The following is a 19,142-nucleotide window of genomic DNA, read 5'->3' as shown; positions in this document are numbered from 1 at the left end:
AAGGTCGAGAGTCGAGAGATGCAGAGGTTCAAGAGAGCCGGGAAAGTGCAGGAGCTAGTACGCGCGGACCAGTCCGCCGTCGCAGCGGATCTGTTCGCCCGTCACGTAAGCGGCGGGAACGCTGGCGAGGAAGGCGACGACGGCGCCGAACTCCTCGGGCGCACCGTACCGGCCAGCGGGAATGGTCTTTTCCGATGCGGCACGGGCTTCGCCGGGGGTGCTGCCGGTGCGCTTGGCCGCTGCGGCGTCGAGGGACGCCACCCGATCCGTGTCGATCCGGCCTGGGAGCACCATGTTCACGGTGACGCCGTCGGCTGCTACCTCGGCGGCGAGGGTCTTGAGGTAGCCGGCCAGGCCAGCCCGGCCGATGTTGGAGAGCGCCAGGTTGGGCAGCGGCTGCTGCACGCCACTGGAGCCGACGGCGACGATACGGCCCCAGCCGCGCTCGCGCATGCCGGGGAGCACCAGGTTGGTCAGGCGCATGTGCTGCAGGAGCAGCTGGTGTACGGCAGCGAGAGCCTGCTCATCGCTGACGTCAGCGGCCCCACCGGGAGGCGGACCGCCGCCGTTGAGGATCAGCACGTCGATCGGGCCGAAGGCCTTCTCGGCGGCTTCGACCAGGGCAGTGGGGGAGCCGTCGTCGGTCAGGTCCATCGTGATCCCGACGGCGAAGGGCAGCTTGGCCGCTTCGGCCTGCACGACGTCCTCACGGCGGGCGGCGAGGACGACGTTGGCGCCCTCGTCGGCCAGCGCCTGGGCGATGGCCAGGCCGATGCCCGAGCTCGCGCCCGGCACCAATACGTTTTTCCCTTTAAGTCCGGTATCCATCAGGCAATTTCCTTCACAGCATCAAGGTGGGCATCGATCATGTCGGCTAGTGCCGACGGCAATGTGGGGGAGGGCGGGCGAACCGCGGCGTCGGCGATGATGCCGCGGCGGCGCAGGATCTCCTTGCGCAAGGCGAGCCCAATGCCGGGCTGACCCTCGAAGTTGGCGAGCGGCAGCCATGAAGCGAACGCCGCGCGGGCCGCTGGGAAACCGCCGTCGGCGAACGCGGTGAGCGCTGCCTGCAATCCTTCCGGGTGAGAGAACCCGGTCATGGCGCCTGCTGCACCGGCGGCCAGCTCATCGAGCAAGCCGACGCCGCCGAGCCCGCCGAACACCGGCACCGTGGTGGCTGCGGTGAGCGCGGCAATGGGGACGGCGGTGGGTGGTGCTTCGGACTTCACGGCGCTGATGAACGGGCACCGCTCAAGGACTGCGAGGATCTGCGCGGCGCTGATCTTCACGCCGGAAGCCACCGGGTAGTCCTGCAGGACAATCCCGGCGCCGGTCTCGGCCGGGATGACCTCGTTGATGGCGGCCAGGTGCGCTGCGAGGAGCTCGGGGTTGGCGCTGTTGGCCTGCACCATCAGGGCGCCCAGGTTGTTGCCTGCTGCGGCAACGGCCGTCCGTGCCTGTTCGACGGCGACCGCCGTTGACCGCGCCGAGAGACCGACCACCAGCGGGGTGTCGCCGGCTTCCTCGGTGACGGTCTGCACGATCAGGGTCTGCTCGGCGGTGTCCAGGGAGACGCCCTCGCCAAACACGCCGAGCACCACCATGCCGGTGGCGTTGAGTCCGGTGTAGAGGCGGACCTCGCTGCGCAGCGACTCGGTGTCGACGGCGAAGTCGCTGCCGTGAAAGGGAGTGGCGAGCACGCCCCAGAGGCCCCGGGCGAGCGGGGGGACGGGGGAGTTGGTTGGAGGGTGTGTAGTCACAGGGAGGTGGTGTCCTTTCGGCCAGTGGCGTTCTCGAGTGCCAGCGAAACAATGTGCTCGGCGATGGCGAGCGAGGAGGTGGCGGCGGGCGACGGCGCGTTCCGGACGCAAAGCACCGAACCCTGCCGGGTGATCCGGAAATCGTCCACCAGCGACCCGTCGCGGGTCAGCGCCTGGGCGCGGATGCCGCGGGGGCCGGGGACGACGTCGTCGGCGGTGATCTCTGGAACGTATTTGCGGGCCTCGGCAACGAACCGGCGCTTGCTCAACGATCCAAGCATCTCGGCGGCGCCGGTGCGCCAGTGCTGCTTCGCGAAGGACCGGAATCCCGAGTACATCACCGCGTCCTTGAGGTCGCGCGGTGAGATGGTGGACCATTTGTAACCTTCGCGGGCGAGGGCCAGCACCGCATTGGGTCCCACCATCACCTCGCCGTTGGTGGTGGGCGTGAGGTGCACGCCGAGGAACGGGTACCGCGGGTCCGGCACCGGGTACACCAGCCCGCGGACCAAATGGCGGCGGTCGGGGCGCAGCAGGTAGTACTCGCCGCGGAAGGGCACAATCTTGGGGTCGTCGTCGTCGCCGGCCAGCTTCGCCACCCGGTCCGCCTGCAGCCCGGCACAGACGATCACCGTGTCGTAAACGTCGGACGTTTCGACGCCATGATGCGTTCCGGTGACCACCGTCTGCCCGGCGCGTTCGGTCAGCCCAGTGACCTCAAAGTTGGTGTGGACGGTGCCGCCCGCGGCCACCACATCCATGGCAAGGGAACGGGTGACAGCGCCGTAGTCGACGATCGCCGTATGCGGGGAGTGGATGCCGGAGGTGCCCTTGACGTGGGGCTCAAGTTCCAGCAGTTCGTCCTGGTTGATGATGCGCACGCCCGGCACCCCGTTGGCGACGGCGCGCTCCATGATGTCTCCCAGCCGGCCCTCCTCGACGGGGTTGCGGGCAACCAGCACCTTCCCGCACTCGTCGTAGGGCAGGTCCTTCTCGGCGCAGTAGGCCTTGAGCATGTCAACGCCCTGCCGGCAGAGCCGTGCCTTCAGCGATCCCGGCGTGTAGTACAGTCCGGCGTGGACGACGCCGGAGTTCCGCCCGGTCTGGTGCCCGGCGAGGATGGGCTCCTTTTCGAGCACTGTGACGTGGGCGTCGGGCTGGACCTGCAGCAGCCGGCGGGCGACGGCGGCACCAACAATCCCGCCTCCCACCACTGCGAAACGCGTGGGCGTCATCTTTTCTCCTCCATTGGGGTCAAGGTGTCAGTAGGTACTTGAGCGGCGATGACTGCCCGGGACCGGCGGATCATCCGCCGCGCCACCGTGAAGGTCACGGCGGCCAGACCGGCGACGACGGCGGCCGCGAGCCAGGCGGTGTCATACGAGGTGGCGGCGGTTAGCAACCCGAACAGCAGCGGACCGGCCGCCGCGCCCAGGGAAAGGCCGGTCTGGATGACGCCGGTGGCGGTGGCCGCGTTGGCGCGGTTGTCCCGGACCACGGCGAAGTGCACCAGGCCGGGCCATGTCCACCCAGCGCCGTAGGCGAGCAGGGCTCCGAGGACGAAAAGCAGTGAACTGGTGCCCAGGGCGAGCAGCAGGTACCCGATCACGCCGAGGGCCAACAGATTGGTGATCAGCACCAGGGGGCTGCGGTGCGGGTACTTGTCCATGGCGAGGCCCAGCACAATGCGGATCATCAGGCCCAGCAGCGCAGCGCCGGCGAACAAGAGGCCGGCGGTCCCGGGCGCCATCCCGGACTCCACGGCCGAGTCCACCAGGAATACGCCCAACGAAGTCGCCGCCGCGGCAGCGAAGCCGGCGCCCACGCTCAGCATCACCAGGCCACCCTTGGGGGTGCCCCGGTCAGCTTTGGGGGTTTCCCCGGGCTGGGTGGGACGGGTGCCGGGTGCACTGATAAACGCCCAGACAGCAATGGCGACGGCCATCAGCGAGCCGAGCAGGAACGCGTACCGCCAGCCGACGGCGAGGGCAATCAACGGAACGGCAATCCCGGCGATCATGGAGGCCGCCGGAATGGACGACTGCTTGACGCCGAACGCGAGCCCCAGCCGGCTGGGATTGACCGCCCGGGAGATGCCGAGGTTCGCCGACGGCTGGGCCATCGCATTGGCCAGACCGCCGACGAACAAGGCAACAATCAGAAGCGCGAACGTCGGCGCCAGACCGGCACCGGCCAGCGCGACCGCGGCGAGCGTCGCCGAGGCGACCATGCCTTTCGCCGCACCAATCCGCTGCACCAGCCCGCCCAACGGCCGGGCCAGCACCCCGGACACGGTGAACAGGGTGGCTGCAGCCATCCCCATTTCCGCCGGGCCAATGTTCAGGTCACCGCGGATCTGCACCGCCAACGCACCTAGCAGGAAGGCAGGAAGCACCCCTGTGGTGGTGACGGAGACGGCCTGCAGCATGGTGACTGCTGCGCGCGTCGACGGTGCTGTGGTCATGAAGCGGTGGGATCCGTCGTCGTTTTCGGTGAGGTGGTTGGCGACGACGGCGCACGGTGCGCCGCGGACCTCGAGGAGGTGCCCGACGTCGTACTGGAGGCCGAATCAGCATCCGAAGGAACTGCGGCATCGTCGGCGTCGGGATCGTACGGGTGACGCTTCCGCCCGACCAGGTGCACCAGGACGCCGACGGCGATGATCGCCACGCCAATCCCGATGTAGAGCGGGTCAAGGGTGAGCAGCGGCAGTGAGCCGATGCCCAGGATGACCCGTTCGGGCCAGCGGGCCGGGCCGATGAGCCACCCGCCGGTGGAGACGGCCAGCGCGGCAACCGCGAGGAGCGAGACCGACAGTGCCAGCGCGATGGTGGCGACGCCGCCCTGCAGCAGCAGCCCGACACCCGTTCCGGAGAGGACGAAGATGAACGGCACCAGGAAGGCGGAGAGCGTGTACCGCCAGGTGAGCCACATGGTCTTGATCGGTTTGCCGCCGGTGATGGCGGACGCCGCGAACGGGGAGAGCGCCGTCGGAGGCGACACCTCGCTGAGTACCGAGTAGTAGAAGATGAACATCGCGGCGGCGAAGGCTGGCACGCCTACGTCCTGCAGGGCAGGTCCGATGATCACCCAGGAGATGATGAAGCTTGCGGTCACGGGGACCGCCAAACCCAGGAGAATCACGGCGATGGCCGAAAAGATCGCGGTGAGCAGCAGGCTGCCGCCGGCGAAGTCGACGATGATGCTGGCGAGCTTCAGGCCCAGACCGGTGAGGGTCATGATGCCGACGATCAGCCCGGCTGCTGCCATCACCGGGATGACCGAGAGAGCGCCGGTGGCACCAGTGGCGAGGGCATCGAAAATCCGCTTCGGGGTCATCCAGGATTCGCGGTCGAAGAAGCTCAGCACAAACGCGAGGACGGTGGCGAACACCACGGCCCGGAACGGCGTCATGCCGAAGGACATGAACACTACGATGGCGATCAGCGAACTGAAGTGGTAACCGAAGCGCAGCAGCAGCTTCCCTACCGGCTTGACGTCCATGGCGACAGCTTTGGTCTTGAACCGTCGGGCGTCCATCTCGATGGCGAGGATGATGCCGAAGTAGTAGAGCAAGGTCGGAATGGTGGCCCAGATCAGCACCTGCAGGTAGGACACCCCAAGGAGGGCGGCGATGATGAACGCCGCGGCGCCGAGGGTGGGAGGCGACATGATGGCGCCGATACCGGCGGCGGCGAGGATGCCACCACCGTGTTCCTTCGGGTAGCCGGCCTTGCGCAGCAGCGGCCAGGAGATCCCACCGAGGGTGACGGTGGTGGCGACGCCGGACCCTGACACGGTACCCAGCAGGAAGCCGGCGAGGGTGACGGTCCGGCCGGGGCCGGCCTTCGACTGACCGAACGCCGAGAAGGAGAGGTCAATGAAGAACTTAGTGGCACCCGAGGCGCCCAGCACGGCGCCGTAGATCGTGAACAAAATGATGTACGTTGCGGCGACGTCCGTCGGGACCCCGAAAATACCCTGCGTACCCATCACGTTGTGGCCCACCAGCCGGATCCAGTCGAAGGATGAGGTGGTGAACGGTGCTGGAAAAAACGGGCCCCAGTAGGCGTAGCCGAAGAAACCCAGGACCACCAGGGGCACCAGAATGCCCACGGTGCGCCGTGCCGCCTCAAGGACCACGAGGATGGCGATGACGCCCATGATCAGGTCGAGGTAGGTGGGCACGATGGCCCGGCGGAAGAACGGATCCCAGTCGGAAATGATGTACGCGAACGGCACCACGGCGACGACGGCGAGCACCCAGTCAAGAAGGTGCGGATTGTCTGACTTACCCGCGTCCTTGGCCTTCGACGACCGGCCCCACCCCCGGTACACCAGGAAGGTCAGGGACAGCCCGATCATCAGGAACGCGGGCAGGTAAAACTGGGTGGCCATCGGATTGAACACCCAGTACAGGGCGAAGACTGACAGGCCAGCGCCCACCACCTTGACCACCAGGGCCGGAATGCCGGTCAACTGACGGGCGGGCTTTTCGGCCTCGAATTCGGCGATCAGCGCGTCTTCGTCGATCTCGTCGTTGCGGTTCATCGGGTTGACCGAGGCATCCTCAGGGATTCTCGCCTGGTCGCGTCGGCTGGGGTCGATTGCCTCGTCGGGGGTGGGGCGGTGCTGCTTGCCGGCCTTGACGGCGCCGTCGCCGTCAATTCGCTCGGTCATGGGGTCTCCTTGATAGCTAGCAGGATGAAGGGCTGGTCGTCGTCGACCAAGGCCCACAGCGGAACGGGCGCTGTTCCGGGCAGGTGGAGGGTGCGTTCACCAAGATCGGTGGCGGCAAGGGAAAGGTCGGTGAACACGGCGGGGTGTGCTGGGTCTGGATCGACCACGAAGTTCCGCCGGTCGGTAGGGTCCGCGGGGGTAGGGGCGCCGGGGACGCCGTAATACTCCTCGAGCACCGCGAGCTGGTCGGCGGCGATCTGGTCGAGCCGGAAACTGCCGTCGGGGAGGACCGTGTAGCGTTCCTCGGCGATGGTTCCGTACAGCGAGTTGCGGTAGCTGACCGCGAAAGTGTCTCCAGATAGGGCCACGGAGGCCAGCCCGCCGTCGTCGTTGGTGATCACGATGCTGCGTCCAGGTGAACCCTGTTCGGGAGCCTCCTGGGCAGCAACCGCGAATGCCCCACCGCCCAGCGTGCCAAGGCACACCAGGACGGCGACGACGACGGCGGGCTTGCGCATCAGTGCTTAGCCTGCGGCTTCGTCGAAGTACTTCTGGGCGCCGGGGCAGGTGTCGATGTAGGAAATGTCTCCGGCGGTGGCGGCATCCAGTTCGACGGCGGCGGGGTGCACCTGGGTGAGGGCTTCAACGTTGTCGAAGATCGCCGCGGTGATGTTGTACTGCAGCTCCTCGTCCATTTCGGGGCTGGCGACGAGGATGTTCGGCGAGGCGATCGCTGACACCGCTTCGGTCTGGCCCTCATAGGTGTCGGCGGGGATGTCTTCCTCGACGTAGTACTCGCCGTATTCGGTGGAGAGTTGCTCGGCGTATTCGCCGATGTTGAGGAGGTTCATGTCGCCGTCGCTGGCCAGGTCGATCAGCGCGCCGGTGGGCAGGCCGCCGGACCAGAAACCGGCGTCGATGGTGCCGTCACGCAGTGCCGCAACGGTTTCCGCCGCGCCGAGCTGACGGCGTTCCACGCCGGATTCGGGGTCAACGCCAGCCGCCTCAAGGATGCGCAGTGCGGCGACCTCGGTGGCCGAGCCGGGAGCACCGACCGAGACGACCTTGCCTTCCATGTCAGCGACACCCTCGATGCCGGTGCCGTCAACGGTGACCGCCTGCATGAAGTTGTTGTAGGTGTTGCCGAGCGAGCAGGTTTCGATGGGGTTGCCCTCGAAGTCGTTGACGCCCTCGACGGCGTCGGACACGACGTCGCCCACCGCGAACGCCAGCTGGGCTGAACCGTTCTCGATCAGGAGCATGTTGTCGACGGAGGCGTTGGTCTCCTGGACGGTGGCGTCGTAGCCCTCGATGTTGTCGCGGATCATGGTGGCGAAGCCGCCGCCGAGGGGGTAGTAGACGCCGCCGGTGCCGCCGGTGGCGATGGAGAGGGTGCCGCCGTCGGCGCCGCCGCTGGCATCACCGCCGCCGCTACCTCCGCCGCTGGTATCGGGGCTGCCGCATGCGGACAGGAACAGTGCGGGGACGGTGAGTGCTGCTGCGGCAAGCCGGACCCTGCGACGGTGCAGTGGTGAGGTTGTCATGGGTGTTCTCCCTTTGTGGTGGTGATGTGCGATTGAGGATGAGAATTGGGGGTGGCTTCGTGGGCACCTGGTGCGTCGGGGTCTGGTGCGTTGACGATCGGCGCGTTGACGTCGCCGGCCGCGAGTAGCCCGGATAGGGCCCGGTAGTAGCCCACCAGGATGGACAGTTCGGTGATACCAGCGTGTCCGTGATGCTTCAGGGCGGCTGCGTGGTCGCTGTCGGTCACGGTCCGTCCGCTCAGGAGGGCGGCGGTGAAGGTGAGGGCGGAGTGCTCGTCGTCGGGCAGCTCAGCCGGTAGGAAACCCCCACGAAGGCTGCCCAGTTCCTCATTGGTGATGCCGACGGTGAGGGCCACCCGGCTGTGGGCGTACCACTCGTAGGCCGAGCAGCGTTCGGCGGCGACGGCGCAGATCACCAGTTCCCGGGTCCGGGCGGGCAATTTCCCGCCGAAGCGCAGAGCGGCGCCGAGCGCCTGGACGGCCTGGCCGATCTGCGGGGCATAGAGCAGAGCGTTGAATGGGCCGGCGAGGTGGCCGTCGGCGTCGACCACCAGGAACGGGCCGCCCGCCCGGGGTGGGCCGGCGATCGTGTTGTACAGGGCGAGCTGTTCGTCGTCGAGGGCGTCCGGTGCCAGGAGCGGGAATCGCCCGCCGTGGGACTTCTCGGTGGCTTGTGGCGCCGCCAGCTCTTGCTTAGACAAGGGTTCGCCCGCCGTCGACGTAGAGCACGTGGCCGGTCACGAAGGCGGCCTGGCGGGAGGCGAGGAAGAGGGCGGGGCCGGTGAGGTCGCCGGTGGTGCCGAGCCGGCCGGCGGGGACCAGCGAGGTGTAGTGGTCGCGGACGCCCGGTTTGTCGAGGTGTCCGCGGGTGAGTTCGGTTTCCACGTAGCCGGGGGCGACGGCGTTGACGGTGACGCCGTGGGACGCCCATTCGCGGGCCATCACGCGGAGGAGTTGGTTGAGGCCGCCCTTGCTGGCGGCGTAGGGGCCGTGGTCCAGGTGGGCGAGCAGGCTGGAGACGGAGGAGCAGTAGACCTGGCGGCCGTAACCGGCGGCGACCATCAGCTTCCCGGCGGCCCGGCCGAGGCGGAAGGCGCTGGTGAGGTTGATGGAGATCATGCGGTCCCAGTCCTCGTCCGTGGTGTCCAGGAGGGGAACCCGGTTGTTGACTCCCACCGCGTGCACCAGCACGTCGAGCCCGCCGAGCTCGGCCGCGGCGCGGCCTACGGCGTCCTCGCAGCCCGCCGTCGTCGATAGGTCGACTTCGAGGGGGTGGACCCGCGGATCCAGGGCGGCGAGGCCGGCCGGGTTGACGTCGGCGACGACGACGGAGCCCTGAGCATCAGCGAAAGCACGGGCCAGGGCACTGCCGATTCCGCCGGCGCCAGCGATGAGAACCCGCTGGCCGCTGAGGCCCAGCCAATCACTCATGGATGCTGCCGGATCGACGAGTTCTGCTCCGAAGGCCCGGTAGGGGGCGAGGCGGGTAGCGTTGATGTTCGCCGTGGTGAGCAAGTCATTTGGATACTGTATCCAATTAGCACGCAAAATGTAACCCGCATCACACAAATATATTTGCGTTTTGCAAACAACTACCGGGCGTCGAGGAACGTTCTCAAAGCTTCGACCGCATGATTTCGGTGTTCGTTGAGCAGGATGATGACCCGGTCGATGTCGCGGTCGGCGAAAGCGTCGATGATGCGCCGGTGCTCGTCCTCGACCCGGTGCCGGTTGGCTTCGTCGCCGTAGTAGACGAACCGGTAGGTCTCGGTGGCGTCCCACAGCACCTGGATCAGCTTCTCAAGGCGCGGCATCCGGGCTTCGGTCACCATGAGGAAATGGAATCGGCGGTTGGCCTCGGTCATGGTGAGCAGGTCGCCGGAGGCGCTCGCTGTCTCCACGTCCTGTGCAGCGGTTCTCAGCTTGCCGACAATATCCTCGTCCGACCGCCTGATCGCTACCCGCACGGCTTCGGCTTCGAGGATTTCGCGGATCCGGTACACCTCGAGCAGATCGGTCAGCGACAGGGTGGCCACCTTGTAGCCGCGGTGCGGTGCGTAGACCACCTGACCTTCACCCTCTAGAACTTTGAAGGCCTCGCGGAGGGGGACCCGGCTGACACCGAAGCGCTCAGCAAGTGCGTCCTGCCGAAGGGGTTGGCCGGGGAGGAGCTCCCCGGCAATGATGGCCCGGCGTAATTGGGCGAGCACAAAGGCTGGGGCGGTGGTGGGCCGCTGGGAGTCCGTTGTGTGGTCGTCGATCACGGCGAACCGGAGGTCCGCAGGGCATTCTTCACCTGCATGACTCTAGCGGAACACTATCGTTGGTGACGCAGGCTACCGTTTAGTCGTGACGATCCTCCGGAGCGTGTGCGCTGTCCTGATCGCCGGCCTCGCCTTGGCAGCCTGCTCCCCGCAGAATGACACGGTGGCCGACGGCTTCCCCGAGGATGCCCAGTTCGATTACCAGCTCGGCGGTGCTTACAAACCATCACCAGGAGTGAGTGTCGTCGTTCGAGACGTCTCCCAGGAGCCAGCCGACGGAATATACTCGATCTGCTATTTGAACGCCTTCCAGACGCAGCCGGGGAAATCATCGTCCTGGATGACCGATGGTCTGGTCCTCAACGTCGACGGCGAACCGCTCGCTGACCCGGACTGGCCCGACGAGTACATCCTGGACACGGGCACGGAGGCCAACCGCGTTCTCATCGCAGAGAGGATCGGCGAAGGCCTGGGGCAGTGCGCCGACCGAGGGTTCGACGCCGTTGAATTGGATAATCTCGATTCGTATAGTCGGTCTGCCGAGCTCCTGACCCTCGCGGACAACGTCGAGCTAGCGCGAGCGCTGGTGCTGAAGGGTCACAACCTCGGAATGCTGGTCGGGCAGAAGAACGCTGCCGAAGAATCACCGGTGCTGAAGGAAGCTGGTTTTGACTTTGCCGTCGCAGAACAGTGCATTGAATTCAACGAGTGTTCGGCCTACACGGACGTCTACGGGACCGCTGTCCTCGGAATCGAATATCCTGAGCAGTCTGGTGTCGCCGACCCCTGCGCCGCGGATGATCGGCCAGCGATGACCATCCTCCGCGACAGACTTCTAACCGTGCCCGGCGACACTGGCTACTTGTATCGGAGATGTCAGATTGGCGTTGATCGTTGACCCCGGACCATTGCTGCCTGATTGCGCTCCATGATGTCGGGATACCCTTCCGATCGTCTCCTACCGTGTGTTGCGCGATGTTACTGGGCGCTGGCCACACGGCGTTCGGGTGTTCTACCGTCGGAGGCAGGCAGGTTTAGCAGCCTCTATCGAAGGAGACCACTATGTCCAGCAGCATCGCAGAGCAGGTAGACCACTTTAATACCGGGTTCACTGCGCAGATCGGGCCCGAATTGTCGGCGGTTTTCGCCCGGGAGCAGCAGGATCTCACCCGCCAGGGGCTTCCGCAGGGAGCCGTCGCGGAGGGTGACACGGTACCGGACGCCGCGCTGACAGCTGTGGATGGTTCACCGGTGGAACTGAGCGAGGTGCTCGCCGAGGCCGCCGCCGTCGTTGTTTTCTACCGTGGCGCATGGTGCCCCTACTGCAACATCACCCTCAAGACCTACCAGCGGGACCTGCTCCCAACGCTGACGGAGCATGGCATCCAGCTCATCGCCATCAGCCCGCAGACGCCTGACGGCTCCCGCGCCGCCGTCGAGAACGGTGAGCTCGGCTTCACCGTACTGTCGGATCCGGGCAGCCGACTCGCCCGTCAACTGGGACTGCTCACCGAGCCGAGCCCCGACGCCCGCGAAGCGCATTCGGAACTGGGCTTCGATGTGGCGGACAGCAACGCCGATTCGACGGCAGGTATTCCGTTCCCCACGGTCCTGCTGGTGGACCAGGTCGGCACCGTCCGGTTCGCTGATGTTCACGCCGATTACACTCGACGCACCGAGGTACCGCAGATCATTGAGGCTCTTGACCGATTCAGCAAAGGCTGAACCAGTCTGCTGGCCGTCTGTCACAGGCTTTTCCGTCAGTCAGCCGCGATGGGGGCGACCAGTGCGCCGCTCACCCGGATCAGGTCCGCCGGAGCCAGTTCAATCTCCAGTCCGCGCCGCCCGCCGGAGACCAGGATCCTGTCGAATTCCAGGGCTGACTGATCGACCACCGTCGGGCTGCGCTGACGCTGGCCCACCGGAGAAATTCCGCCCAGCACGTAGCCGGTCCGCCGCTGCGCAGCCCCCGGGTTGGCCATTGCCGCCTTCTTTTTCCCGCAGGCGGTTGCGAGTGCTTTCAGATTGAGGGTGCCGGAAACGGGGACGACGGCGACCGTGAGGACGCCGTCGACGTCCACCACCAACGTCTTGAAGACACGGGAAGCCTCGACTCCCAGAGCTGCTGCGGCCTCCGTTCCATAGCTGCCGGATGCCGGGTCGTGGGCATAGCTCTGCACTGTGAAGTCGATCCCGGCCAGGGCCAGGGCCACGGTGGCGGGGGTCGATTGTGGCGTGTGATTCATGCGGGAAGCCTAGTGGATAACCGGCGTCAAAGACGGGTCTGGCAGCAGAGTTGGTAGCGGAACCCCCTTATAGTAAGTATGCTTAGGGCATGTTTCTTTCCGTCATAAGACGGAAGACCTCTAGCAAGGAGTGATCACGATGGCTGGAAATCTACTGGCACGATCCGTCCACGATTTGAGCGCCGCCGCGTGGTTCGGTGGAACACTGATGGGTGCCGTGGGCCTCAACGGCGCAGCCGCCGAGGCTAAAGACCCGAAAGAACGCACCCGACTGGCAGCACTGGGCTGGGCCAAATGGACCCCCATTCAGGTCGCGGCCTTCGGCGCACACGCCATTGGCGGCGTCGGCCTGATTCTCGGCAACAAGGGCCGGGTGGCCAAACAAGATGGTGCTTTGGCGAACACCACAATCAAGTCAGTGGTAACAGTCGCCGGAATGGGCCTGTCGTTGTACGCCGGAATTCTCGGCAAGAAGGTCGGAGAACTCGCCGATCAAGGCGCGCAGGGTGCAACCGAGCCCGGCGCCTCGAGCTCACCTGAACTGGCGGCGGCCCAGAAGCAGCTGAAGGTTGTTCAGTGGATCCTGCCCGCTGTCAGCGGAGCGGTCATCGTGCTCGGTGCGCAGCAAGGCGAAATGCAGCGACCCAAGAATGTGCTGAGCGGCCTCGCAAACCGTCGCTGAGCCACGGTAACTTCTGGGCGAGATAGACGTCCACGGTGGAGGGGCGGGCCAACGCGGCCTGTCCCTCCTCGCGTTGAGCCGGTGCGTCGCGGAAGCGGCCGGTCGGCGTCCCACACCAAACGAGACATAGGCTGGTAAGCACACTGTCGATTAGAGGAGTTACTGTGGCACTGAGCAAGGGCACTAGCGTGGAGTGGAACACTCCGCAGGGCACCACCTACGGAACCATCGTGGAGAAAAAGACCAGCGATTTCCAGCTGGACGGCAACACCCACCGGGCCAGCGACGACGAGCCGCAATACATTGTCGAGTCCGGCAAGACCGGGGCACGGGCAGCTCATAAGGCGAGCGCCCTGACCGAGAAGTCGGGCTAGACCGTGACAGCTGCCGGGAACTCAACCGTCGCTCACCATCAGGTAGTCGTGATTGGAGGAGGCAACGCGGGGATATCCCTCGCGGCACGATTGCGCAGGTATGGCGCCAAGGATATTGCGGTGGTGGAGCCAAGCTCCGACCACCTCTATCAGCCACTGTTCTCCCATATCGCGGGCGGGACCGCCGCGGCCGCCGAAGCCATCCGGCCCCAGGCCTCGGTGATCCCTCGCGGGGTTCAGTGGATTCAGGACGCCGCCGTCGACGTCGACGCGGTACGGCACACTGTTCATCTGGCCTCCGGCGCCCAGGTTCGCTACGAGCAGCTGGTGGTCTGCCCTGGAATCCAAAAAGACTGGAACGCTGTGCCCGGCCTGGCCGATGCGATGGCGTCCGAATACGGCGCGTCGAACTACGAGATTGCGCTTGCGTCGAAGGCCTGGGACCTGTTGCGGGCCATGCGGCAGGGGACAGTCGTCTTCAATTTGCCACCGGGCCCGTTGAGCTGCGGGGGAGCGGCGCAAAAACCGATGTATCTGGCCTGCGACTACTGGGCCCAGCAGGGTGTTCTGCAGAACATTCGCGTGGTGCTGATAGTTCCGACGCCCACGGTGTTTCCCGAAGCAGTGGCCAATGAGGAGCTTAACCGCAAGATCGCCCACTATGGGATTGAGCTGCGCGTCAGCAGCGAGATCACTGAAGTGGATGCGGGTGCGCGCACCGTCACGGTCCGTGACAGCGGTGCTGCCGGCAGCACCGAAACCCTTGCCTACGATGTGTTGCATGCCGTCCCGCCGCAATCGGCGCCCAACTGGCTCAAAGCCACCGATCTTCCAGCGGCCGGCGATCCGTCAGGATTCGTGGAGGTGGACCCCGAGACGCTGCGTTCCGTCAGGTATCCCGCCGTCTGGTCACTCGGCGACGCCGCGGCAGCCCTGAACTCCAAATCAGGCGCTGCCCTTCGGCAACAAACCCAGGTGGTCGCAAAGAATCTGCTGGCCGCCCTGAAAGGGAAGAGCGTCACAGCAAAATACAACAACTACTCGGCCTGCCCGTTCACCGTGTCACGGTCCACCGTGGTGTTCTCCGAATTTGACGACCAGTACCACGCCAAGCCCTCCATCCCGTGGAAAGGCATCATGCGGGAACGGCACATGACCTTCATCCTGGAACGGCGCATCCTGCCCCAGGTGTACTGGAAGCTGATCCTGAAAGGCCGCGCCTAGTCCACGGCGTCCCGTTCGTCCCGTAGGTTGCTGGCATCCCTCAATCCGCGGATTGCAGATCAAATTGCTGAACATTCCTCTTGCATCAGTTTTTCGCTGGTGCTATAAAAATCTATGTCAGCCCTCATTGAGGACCGACAGTCCCCGGCAGGAGATCAACGCCTGACGCGTGAACGGCAGCCAAGCCGGGGTGGTTCCCGCTCGGGGCAACGGGGGCCACCCCACTCGCTGGAGTTGTCAGGGATCTGGGAGGTAAGGAGGATGCAATGTCCGGATGGCGCCGGTATGACGATCAGCTAGTTCCCGCCTTCCACGAGCGTTTCGAGGAACGCTGGGGGAAAGGCACCGCACCGTTCCTGGATCCGGCGGCCGCGGCTGAACCACAGCCGCGCGCGCAGTGGATCAACGTGGATACCGGAGCGGCAGTGGCAGCGGTCCCCATCTGGGGTGACGATCGGACGCAGCGTTCCTTCGGCGTATTTTACCTGCCACCGGAGGGCGACATCTGGGTGCTCCGTCCCGGTAGCACGGCGTACCTCGAATCGAGTGATGGGACCGACGAGATCTCGCTCCGCAACGACGCGTTCAGGAAGGCGGTGGCCTTCGCGAAGAGCTTCATCTATGGCGATGATGCCTGAACATCGGCCCGGTCCAAACTGATCTGAAGCCCTTGAAGCAGGATGTCGATTCCCTGGTCCAATTCGGACTTGCCATCGTAGTCGGCAAGCAACGGCGCCAGGGTGCGCAGATGGGGAAAGTCCTTTTTCGCAAGGCGTTGCAAGCCCAGTCTCAGCACCTCTTCGTCCTCATCAGCATCCACTACAAACTCCTCGAGCTCGTTGATGATATGCCCGAAAAGGAACCCGTAGTAGGCCCGGTAAACATGCAGGGAGCCTCGCGAATCAAAGCCGGCCTTCATGAGGAGGGCCAAGAGTTGCTCGATGGGACGCAGCGCTCCGGGAGGACGGAGGCCAAGGGGGGTCGAGAGGGGTCGGGTCACCAGTAGTGGAACCACATTTGGGTGTTTGAGAACCAAGTTCCGGAACTCATGAGCAGTCTTCCGAAGCTGTTCCTTCCACTCCTCGACCGGTGGTATTTCCAGCTGATCCCAAATAATCTCAGTCAGGCCATCCAGGAGTGCCTCGCGGTTGTGGGCGTATCTATACAGCGCCATCGGATCCTTGCCAAGCTTCTGTCCCAGCTTCCGCATGGATAACGATTCAAGGCCGTCGTCGTCCACCAACTCAAGGGCTGCAGCCAGCACGACAGCTCGGCTCAGTCGGCCTCCACCAGGAATCACCGCGGTACCAGACGCGGATTTGTTTGAGCCGGGGCGTGTTTGGCTCGTCGAAAGTTCACCAATGAACATCCTTTAGTAAGCAAGCTTGCTTTATTTAGATCTACGCTGTAGTTTCTACAGCGTAGCCGATTCGTGAAGCAGCCCGCAAAATCTTGCTACTCCCTTACTCAACCGCCTCTGTCGAGCGCGGTTCCCGGTCTGATTTTGACCAATCCAATTTCTCAGGAGATACAGCCATGTCCAACAACAACAGCGGCGCTGCCACTTCGGCTCATAACGGTAGCGTCGACAACCGTCGGTCCACCGAAACCAAGTCTGCCACGAAGACCACCGAGTTTTTCGCCTACATCGCTATGGTGATCGCCACGATCATCACCGCCGTTGTCGTCGGCGACGGTGACAACGAAGACGGCATTGACATGTTCGATGCCCACCAGGGCATGGAGCTCATTACCTACCTGACGATCGCTTACATGATCGCACGCGGCCTGGCGAAGTCGGGAAGCCGCGAACGCTACAGCGCGTAATCTTGGTGAGCGGCGGGGGAGCCAATACGGCTTCCCCACCGTTTCCACGCGTGATTATTGCCGGCCGGCGTTTCGCGAGGCTGATCTTTGGGCCGGTAGGCTCAGCGTCCACACAATCCACGCCTTCTCATAGATCTGGTGAACTCCCTTGACTGATGTTGATCTGATGTCGTGCCGTCTCCGGTCCGCCATTAAGCCCGAAGCGGCCGCGGACGCACCCCATTTCGTCATGGTGCACGGGATTGGGATGTCGCACCGCTACTTTGACCGGCTGCAGGGCATTCTCACCAATCATGGTCACACGCACACGCTGGATCTGCCGGGTTTCGGTGGAACTCAAAAGCCCGGGCAGCAACTGACGGTCGACGATTACGCATCCGCCATAGCCAAGGCGCTTGACGCGGCTGGCATCCGTTCCTGCGTGCTCATTGGTCACTCAATGGGCGCCCAATTCGTCACTGAACTCGCCCTCCAGCGCCCAGATCTGGTGTCCGAGGTGGTCCTGATCGGACCGGTTACCGATGCGGCTCGCCGGTCGCTTCTCTGGCACACGATGACCCTCGCCCTGGACAGTCTGAAAGAGCGGCCCCTCACCAACGCCATGGTCTTGGCCGACTATGCGCGATGCGGGCTGCCTTGGTACTTCACGGAATTGCCCATCATGCTCAACTACCGCCTCCACGAGCGCCTCCCACTAGTGATTTCCCCTGTGTTGGTGATTCGCGGAAGCAAAGATCCAGTCTCGAGGCAACCCTGGGGCTCGCGCCTGGCCCGGGAAGCAAGAGACGGCGCGTTCGTGGAAATTCCTGGGCAGCCCCACGTTGCCCACCGCGGTGGAGCCAAAGAAGTTGCGCAGGCCATCCTTGATTTCCTCCACAGGAATGACCTCGCCGTGGCACCGTCAAATCGGGTGTCGCCTGCTCCCACCGGATCGCAAACCGTCATTTCACGGGTTCGCACCGTGCTTAGTCGAAGAGCCGGCGCATCGGTGTCGTCGGATATCACCAAGTTCCACAGCATCACTGTCGGCGACAGGCAGTGTCGGGCCTACCCGCTCCTGCACACCGGTGCCAGTACCGCCGGTTCCGCTACCGGACCAGGATCCGCCCAACGGACGTTTGTGCTCATCCACGGCATCGGCATGTCCCATCGCTATTTCAAACGCCTCGGCGCTGTGCTCGCCGATCACGGCGATACCTACCTGATTGATCTGCCAGGCTACGGCTGGACCGGTAGGCCAGCACACAAGCTCACCAACCCTGCCAACGCGGAGCTAATCGGCGCCCTGCTCGATGATATTGGTGTCGGCCCCTGCGTGGTGGTGGGTCATTCGATGGGGGTGCAAAGCGCCACCGAACTGGCTATTGATCGCCCGGATCTGGTGAGCAGTCTCGTCCTGATCGGGGCCGCCGTCGATGCTGAGCAGCGCACACTCCTACGGCAGGCACCACGACTGGCCTTCAACTCGGCACTGGAAAAGCCGCTGCTCAACAGTTCACAATTCCTTGACGTCCTGCGCTGTGGACCCCGCTGGTATGTCACCGAACTCGCCGTCGCCATGGCCTACCGGCTGGAAGAGCGCCTCCCGATGGTCAGGCAAGCAGTTCTGGTGATGCGCGGCACCAGGGATCCGATCGCTGGCTCCCGGTGGTCCAGGACCCTCGCGGAGTCGGCCCAGCAGGGAGACCTCCTGGAAATTAAGGGAAGTCCGCACGCCGTTCACCACAGCGCTCCCGAAGCGGTAGGAGCAGGAATTCTCGAATTCGTCCTGCGGAACGATCCACTCGTGGCCCGCTGAACCCGGACCCGGGTCACCTCCTCCGGCTGGGGCGCGTAAGCTGGAAGACTGCGGATAACATTATTGCCACTTCAGGCATTGTCCGCGAGGAGGCAAAATTGGCACGACGCATGGCGGACCCGGCTTACCGAGCACAGCAGTGGGAACGACGTTACGACCCGAACATCGAAGAAATCAACCGGATGTGTGACACTCTGGCCGAGCAGAAGCCGGACCGTTCACTTCCCTACATTGACCCAGCACATGACCTCGACGAGTGTCGGATTGTGAGCTTGTTCTCCAACCCCGGCGCGAGCCTCGCCTCAGGATTTGTGTCGGCGGAGAACGACGATCAGAGTGCCATCCGCACCGCTGAAATCTATGAAAGCGTTGGGCTGCAGCCCAAATTCGTGATGCCCTGGAACGTTTACCCCTGGTATGTCACCGAGGTTAAAGAGAAGGCGCTCACTCCAGAGCAGATCGACGAGGGTGTCAAGCCGTTGCTGGCCTTCCTGCAGCGCGTCTCCCGTGCCTCGGCCCTCGTGGCTCACGGCACCGATGCCCACAAGGTGGCTCGCCGCCTCACCCAGCTGGAGAACCGGGCCATTCAGCGCCGCGGTTTCAAGGTCTATAAGGTGCGCTCCACTGGGGACCGCGCGTTTGCGGGATCCCCGGCCAAGCAGGAAGTGTGGCGCCAGGAAATGCAAGCCGCCTACACCGATGCGATGGCTCGCGCTGGTATTAGCCGCGCCTGAGTGCCTCCC

At 64.7% G+C, this 19,142-nt stretch carries 21 protein-coding genes; 9 read left to right on the top strand and 12 right to left on the bottom strand.

Features of this window, described 5'->3' with window-relative positions; all coding sequences use genetic code 11:
- Positions 1-54: 54 nt before the first annotated feature.
- The 10 genes from ACX80O_RS09460 to ACX80O_RS09415 all read right to left on the bottom strand — a co-directional run bounded on the left by ACX80O_RS09460 (position 55) and on the right by ACX80O_RS09415 (position 10,248).
- Positions 55-828 carry an SDR family oxidoreductase gene (locus ACX80O_RS09460; RefSeq protein WP_459306388.1) on the bottom strand — a complete coding sequence of 258 codons (774 nt, stop codon included), beginning with the start codon at positions 826-828 and terminating at the stop codon, positions 55-57.
- Positions 828-1,760 carry a dihydrodipicolinate synthase family protein gene (locus ACX80O_RS09455; RefSeq protein WP_459333284.1) on the bottom strand — a complete coding sequence of 311 codons (933 nt, stop codon included), beginning with the start codon at positions 1,758-1,760 and terminating at the stop codon, positions 828-830. Before ACX80O_RS09455 ends, ACX80O_RS09460 begins: the two co-directional genes overlap by 1 nt.
- On the bottom strand, positions 1,757-2,995 hold the full coding sequence (lhgD, locus tag ACX80O_RS09450) for an L-2-hydroxyglutarate dehydrogenase (protein WP_459306384.1): 1,239 nt from the start codon (positions 2,993-2,995) through the stop codon (positions 1,757-1,759). The genes ACX80O_RS09455 and lhgD overlap by 4 nt, the downstream gene beginning before the upstream one ends.
- Positions 2,992-4,224: an MFS transporter gene (locus tag ACX80O_RS09445; protein ID WP_459306382.1), complete on the bottom strand. Its 1,233-nt coding sequence runs from the start codon at positions 4,222-4,224 to the stop codon at positions 2,992-2,994. Before ACX80O_RS09445 ends, lhgD begins: the two co-directional genes overlap by 4 nt.
- The gene (locus ACX80O_RS09440) at positions 4,221-6,440 is read right to left on the bottom strand and encodes a TRAP transporter permease (RefSeq protein ID WP_459333283.1); all 2,220 of its coding nucleotides are present in this window, start codon (positions 6,438-6,440) and stop codon (positions 4,221-4,223) included. Before ACX80O_RS09440 ends, ACX80O_RS09445 begins: the two co-directional genes overlap by 4 nt.
- Positions 6,437-6,958 (bottom strand): hypothetical protein, encoded by a 522-nt coding sequence (locus ACX80O_RS09435; RefSeq protein ID WP_459333282.1) that lies wholly within the window; start codon positions 6,956-6,958, stop codon positions 6,437-6,439. The genes ACX80O_RS09440 and ACX80O_RS09435 overlap by 4 nt, the downstream gene beginning before the upstream one ends.
- 6 nt (positions 6,959-6,964) lie before the next feature.
- Complete coding sequence (locus tag ACX80O_RS09430; RefSeq protein WP_459333281.1) at positions 6,965-7,984, bottom strand: TAXI family TRAP transporter solute-binding subunit; 1,020 nt, start codon at positions 7,982-7,984, stop codon at positions 6,965-6,967.
- A complete protein-coding gene (locus ACX80O_RS09425; RefSeq protein WP_459333280.1) occupies positions 7,981-8,685 on the bottom strand; it encodes a carboxymuconolactone decarboxylase family protein in 705 nt (234 codons plus the stop codon). The genes ACX80O_RS09430 and ACX80O_RS09425 overlap by 4 nt, the downstream gene beginning before the upstream one ends.
- Positions 8,678-9,499 carry an SDR family NAD(P)-dependent oxidoreductase gene (locus ACX80O_RS09420; protein ID WP_459333279.1) on the bottom strand — a complete coding sequence of 274 codons (822 nt, stop codon included), beginning with the start codon at positions 9,497-9,499 and terminating at the stop codon, positions 8,678-8,680. The genes ACX80O_RS09425 and ACX80O_RS09420 overlap by 8 nt, the downstream gene beginning before the upstream one ends.
- A gap of 77 nt (positions 9,500-9,576) precedes the next feature.
- Complete coding sequence (locus ACX80O_RS09415; protein ID WP_459333278.1) at positions 9,577-10,248, bottom strand: GntR family transcriptional regulator; 672 nt, start codon at positions 10,246-10,248, stop codon at positions 9,577-9,579.
- A gap of 85 nt (positions 10,249-10,333) precedes the next feature.
- On the opposite strand from ACX80O_RS09415, the gene ACX80O_RS09410 reads away from it, so the two are divergent.
- Both ACX80O_RS09410 and ACX80O_RS09405 read left to right on the top strand, forming a co-directional pair.
- The gene (locus tag ACX80O_RS09410; RefSeq protein ID WP_459333277.1) at positions 10,334-11,146 is read left to right on the top strand and encodes an endo alpha-1,4 polygalactosaminidase; all 813 of its coding nucleotides are present in this window, start codon (positions 10,334-10,336) and stop codon (positions 11,144-11,146) included.
- 164 nt (positions 11,147-11,310) lie between these two features.
- Entirely contained in the window at positions 11,311-11,973 is a 663-nt protein-coding gene (locus ACX80O_RS09405) for a peroxiredoxin-like family protein (protein ID WP_459306368.1), read from the top strand.
- A gap of 35 nt (positions 11,974-12,008) precedes the next feature.
- Here the strand turns inward: ACX80O_RS09405 and ybaK are convergent, their stop codons facing one another.
- On the bottom strand, positions 12,009-12,494 hold the full coding sequence (gene ybaK, locus ACX80O_RS09400) for a Cys-tRNA(Pro) deacylase (protein ID WP_459333276.1): 486 nt from the start codon (positions 12,492-12,494) through the stop codon (positions 12,009-12,011).
- A gap of 139 nt (positions 12,495-12,633) precedes the next feature.
- Between ybaK and ACX80O_RS09395 the strand changes: the two genes are divergently transcribed.
- From ACX80O_RS09395 to ACX80O_RS09380, 4 genes are all read left to right on the top strand, one after another.
- Positions 12,634-13,176, top strand: coding sequence for a hypothetical protein (locus ACX80O_RS09395; protein ID WP_459306364.1), 543 nt, complete (start codon positions 12,634-12,636; stop codon positions 13,174-13,176).
- Between the two features lie 164 nt (positions 13,177-13,340).
- Positions 13,341-13,550 (top strand): hypervirulence associated TUDOR domain-containing protein, encoded by a 210-nt coding sequence (locus ACX80O_RS09390; protein ID WP_459333275.1) that lies wholly within the window; start codon positions 13,341-13,343, stop codon positions 13,548-13,550.
- A gap of 3 nt (positions 13,551-13,553) precedes the next feature.
- Positions 13,554-14,774, top strand: coding sequence for an NAD(P)/FAD-dependent oxidoreductase (locus tag ACX80O_RS09385; RefSeq protein ID WP_459333274.1), 1,221 nt, complete (start codon positions 13,554-13,556; stop codon positions 14,772-14,774).
- Positions 14,775-15,040: 266 nt separating this feature from the next.
- A complete protein-coding gene (locus tag ACX80O_RS09380) occupies positions 15,041-15,412 on the top strand; it encodes a hypothetical protein (protein WP_459306361.1) in 372 nt (123 codons plus the stop codon).
- Here the strand turns inward: ACX80O_RS09380 and ACX80O_RS09375 are convergent.
- Positions 15,394-16,074: a TetR/AcrR family transcriptional regulator C-terminal domain-containing protein gene (locus ACX80O_RS09375; RefSeq protein WP_459306359.1), complete on the bottom strand. Its 681-nt coding sequence runs from the start codon at positions 16,072-16,074 to the stop codon at positions 15,394-15,396. The genes ACX80O_RS09380 and ACX80O_RS09375 overlap by 19 nt on opposite strands.
- A gap of 236 nt (positions 16,075-16,310) precedes the next feature.
- Between ACX80O_RS09375 and ACX80O_RS09370 the strand changes: the two genes are divergently transcribed.
- The 3 genes from ACX80O_RS09370 (at position 16,311) to ACX80O_RS09360 (ending at position 19,133) form a co-directional block, all read left to right on the top strand.
- On the top strand, positions 16,311-16,601 hold the full coding sequence (locus tag ACX80O_RS09370; RefSeq protein WP_459333273.1) for a hypothetical protein: 291 nt from the start codon (positions 16,311-16,313) through the stop codon (positions 16,599-16,601).
- Positions 16,602-16,767: 166 nt separating this feature from the next.
- Positions 16,768-18,399 (top strand): alpha/beta fold hydrolase, encoded by a 1,632-nt coding sequence (locus ACX80O_RS09365; protein WP_459333272.1) that lies wholly within the window; start codon positions 16,768-16,770, stop codon positions 18,397-18,399.
- A gap of 98 nt (positions 18,400-18,497) precedes the next feature.
- On the top strand, positions 18,498-19,133 hold the full coding sequence (locus tag ACX80O_RS09360; protein ID WP_237715347.1) for a uracil-DNA glycosylase family protein: 636 nt from the start codon (positions 18,498-18,500) through the stop codon (positions 19,131-19,133).
- Positions 19,134-19,142 lie beyond the last annotated feature (9 nt).

This window comes from Arthrobacter glycogeni (assembly GCF_054511155.1).
This window is presented reverse-complemented; position numbering and strand designations above follow the sequence as displayed.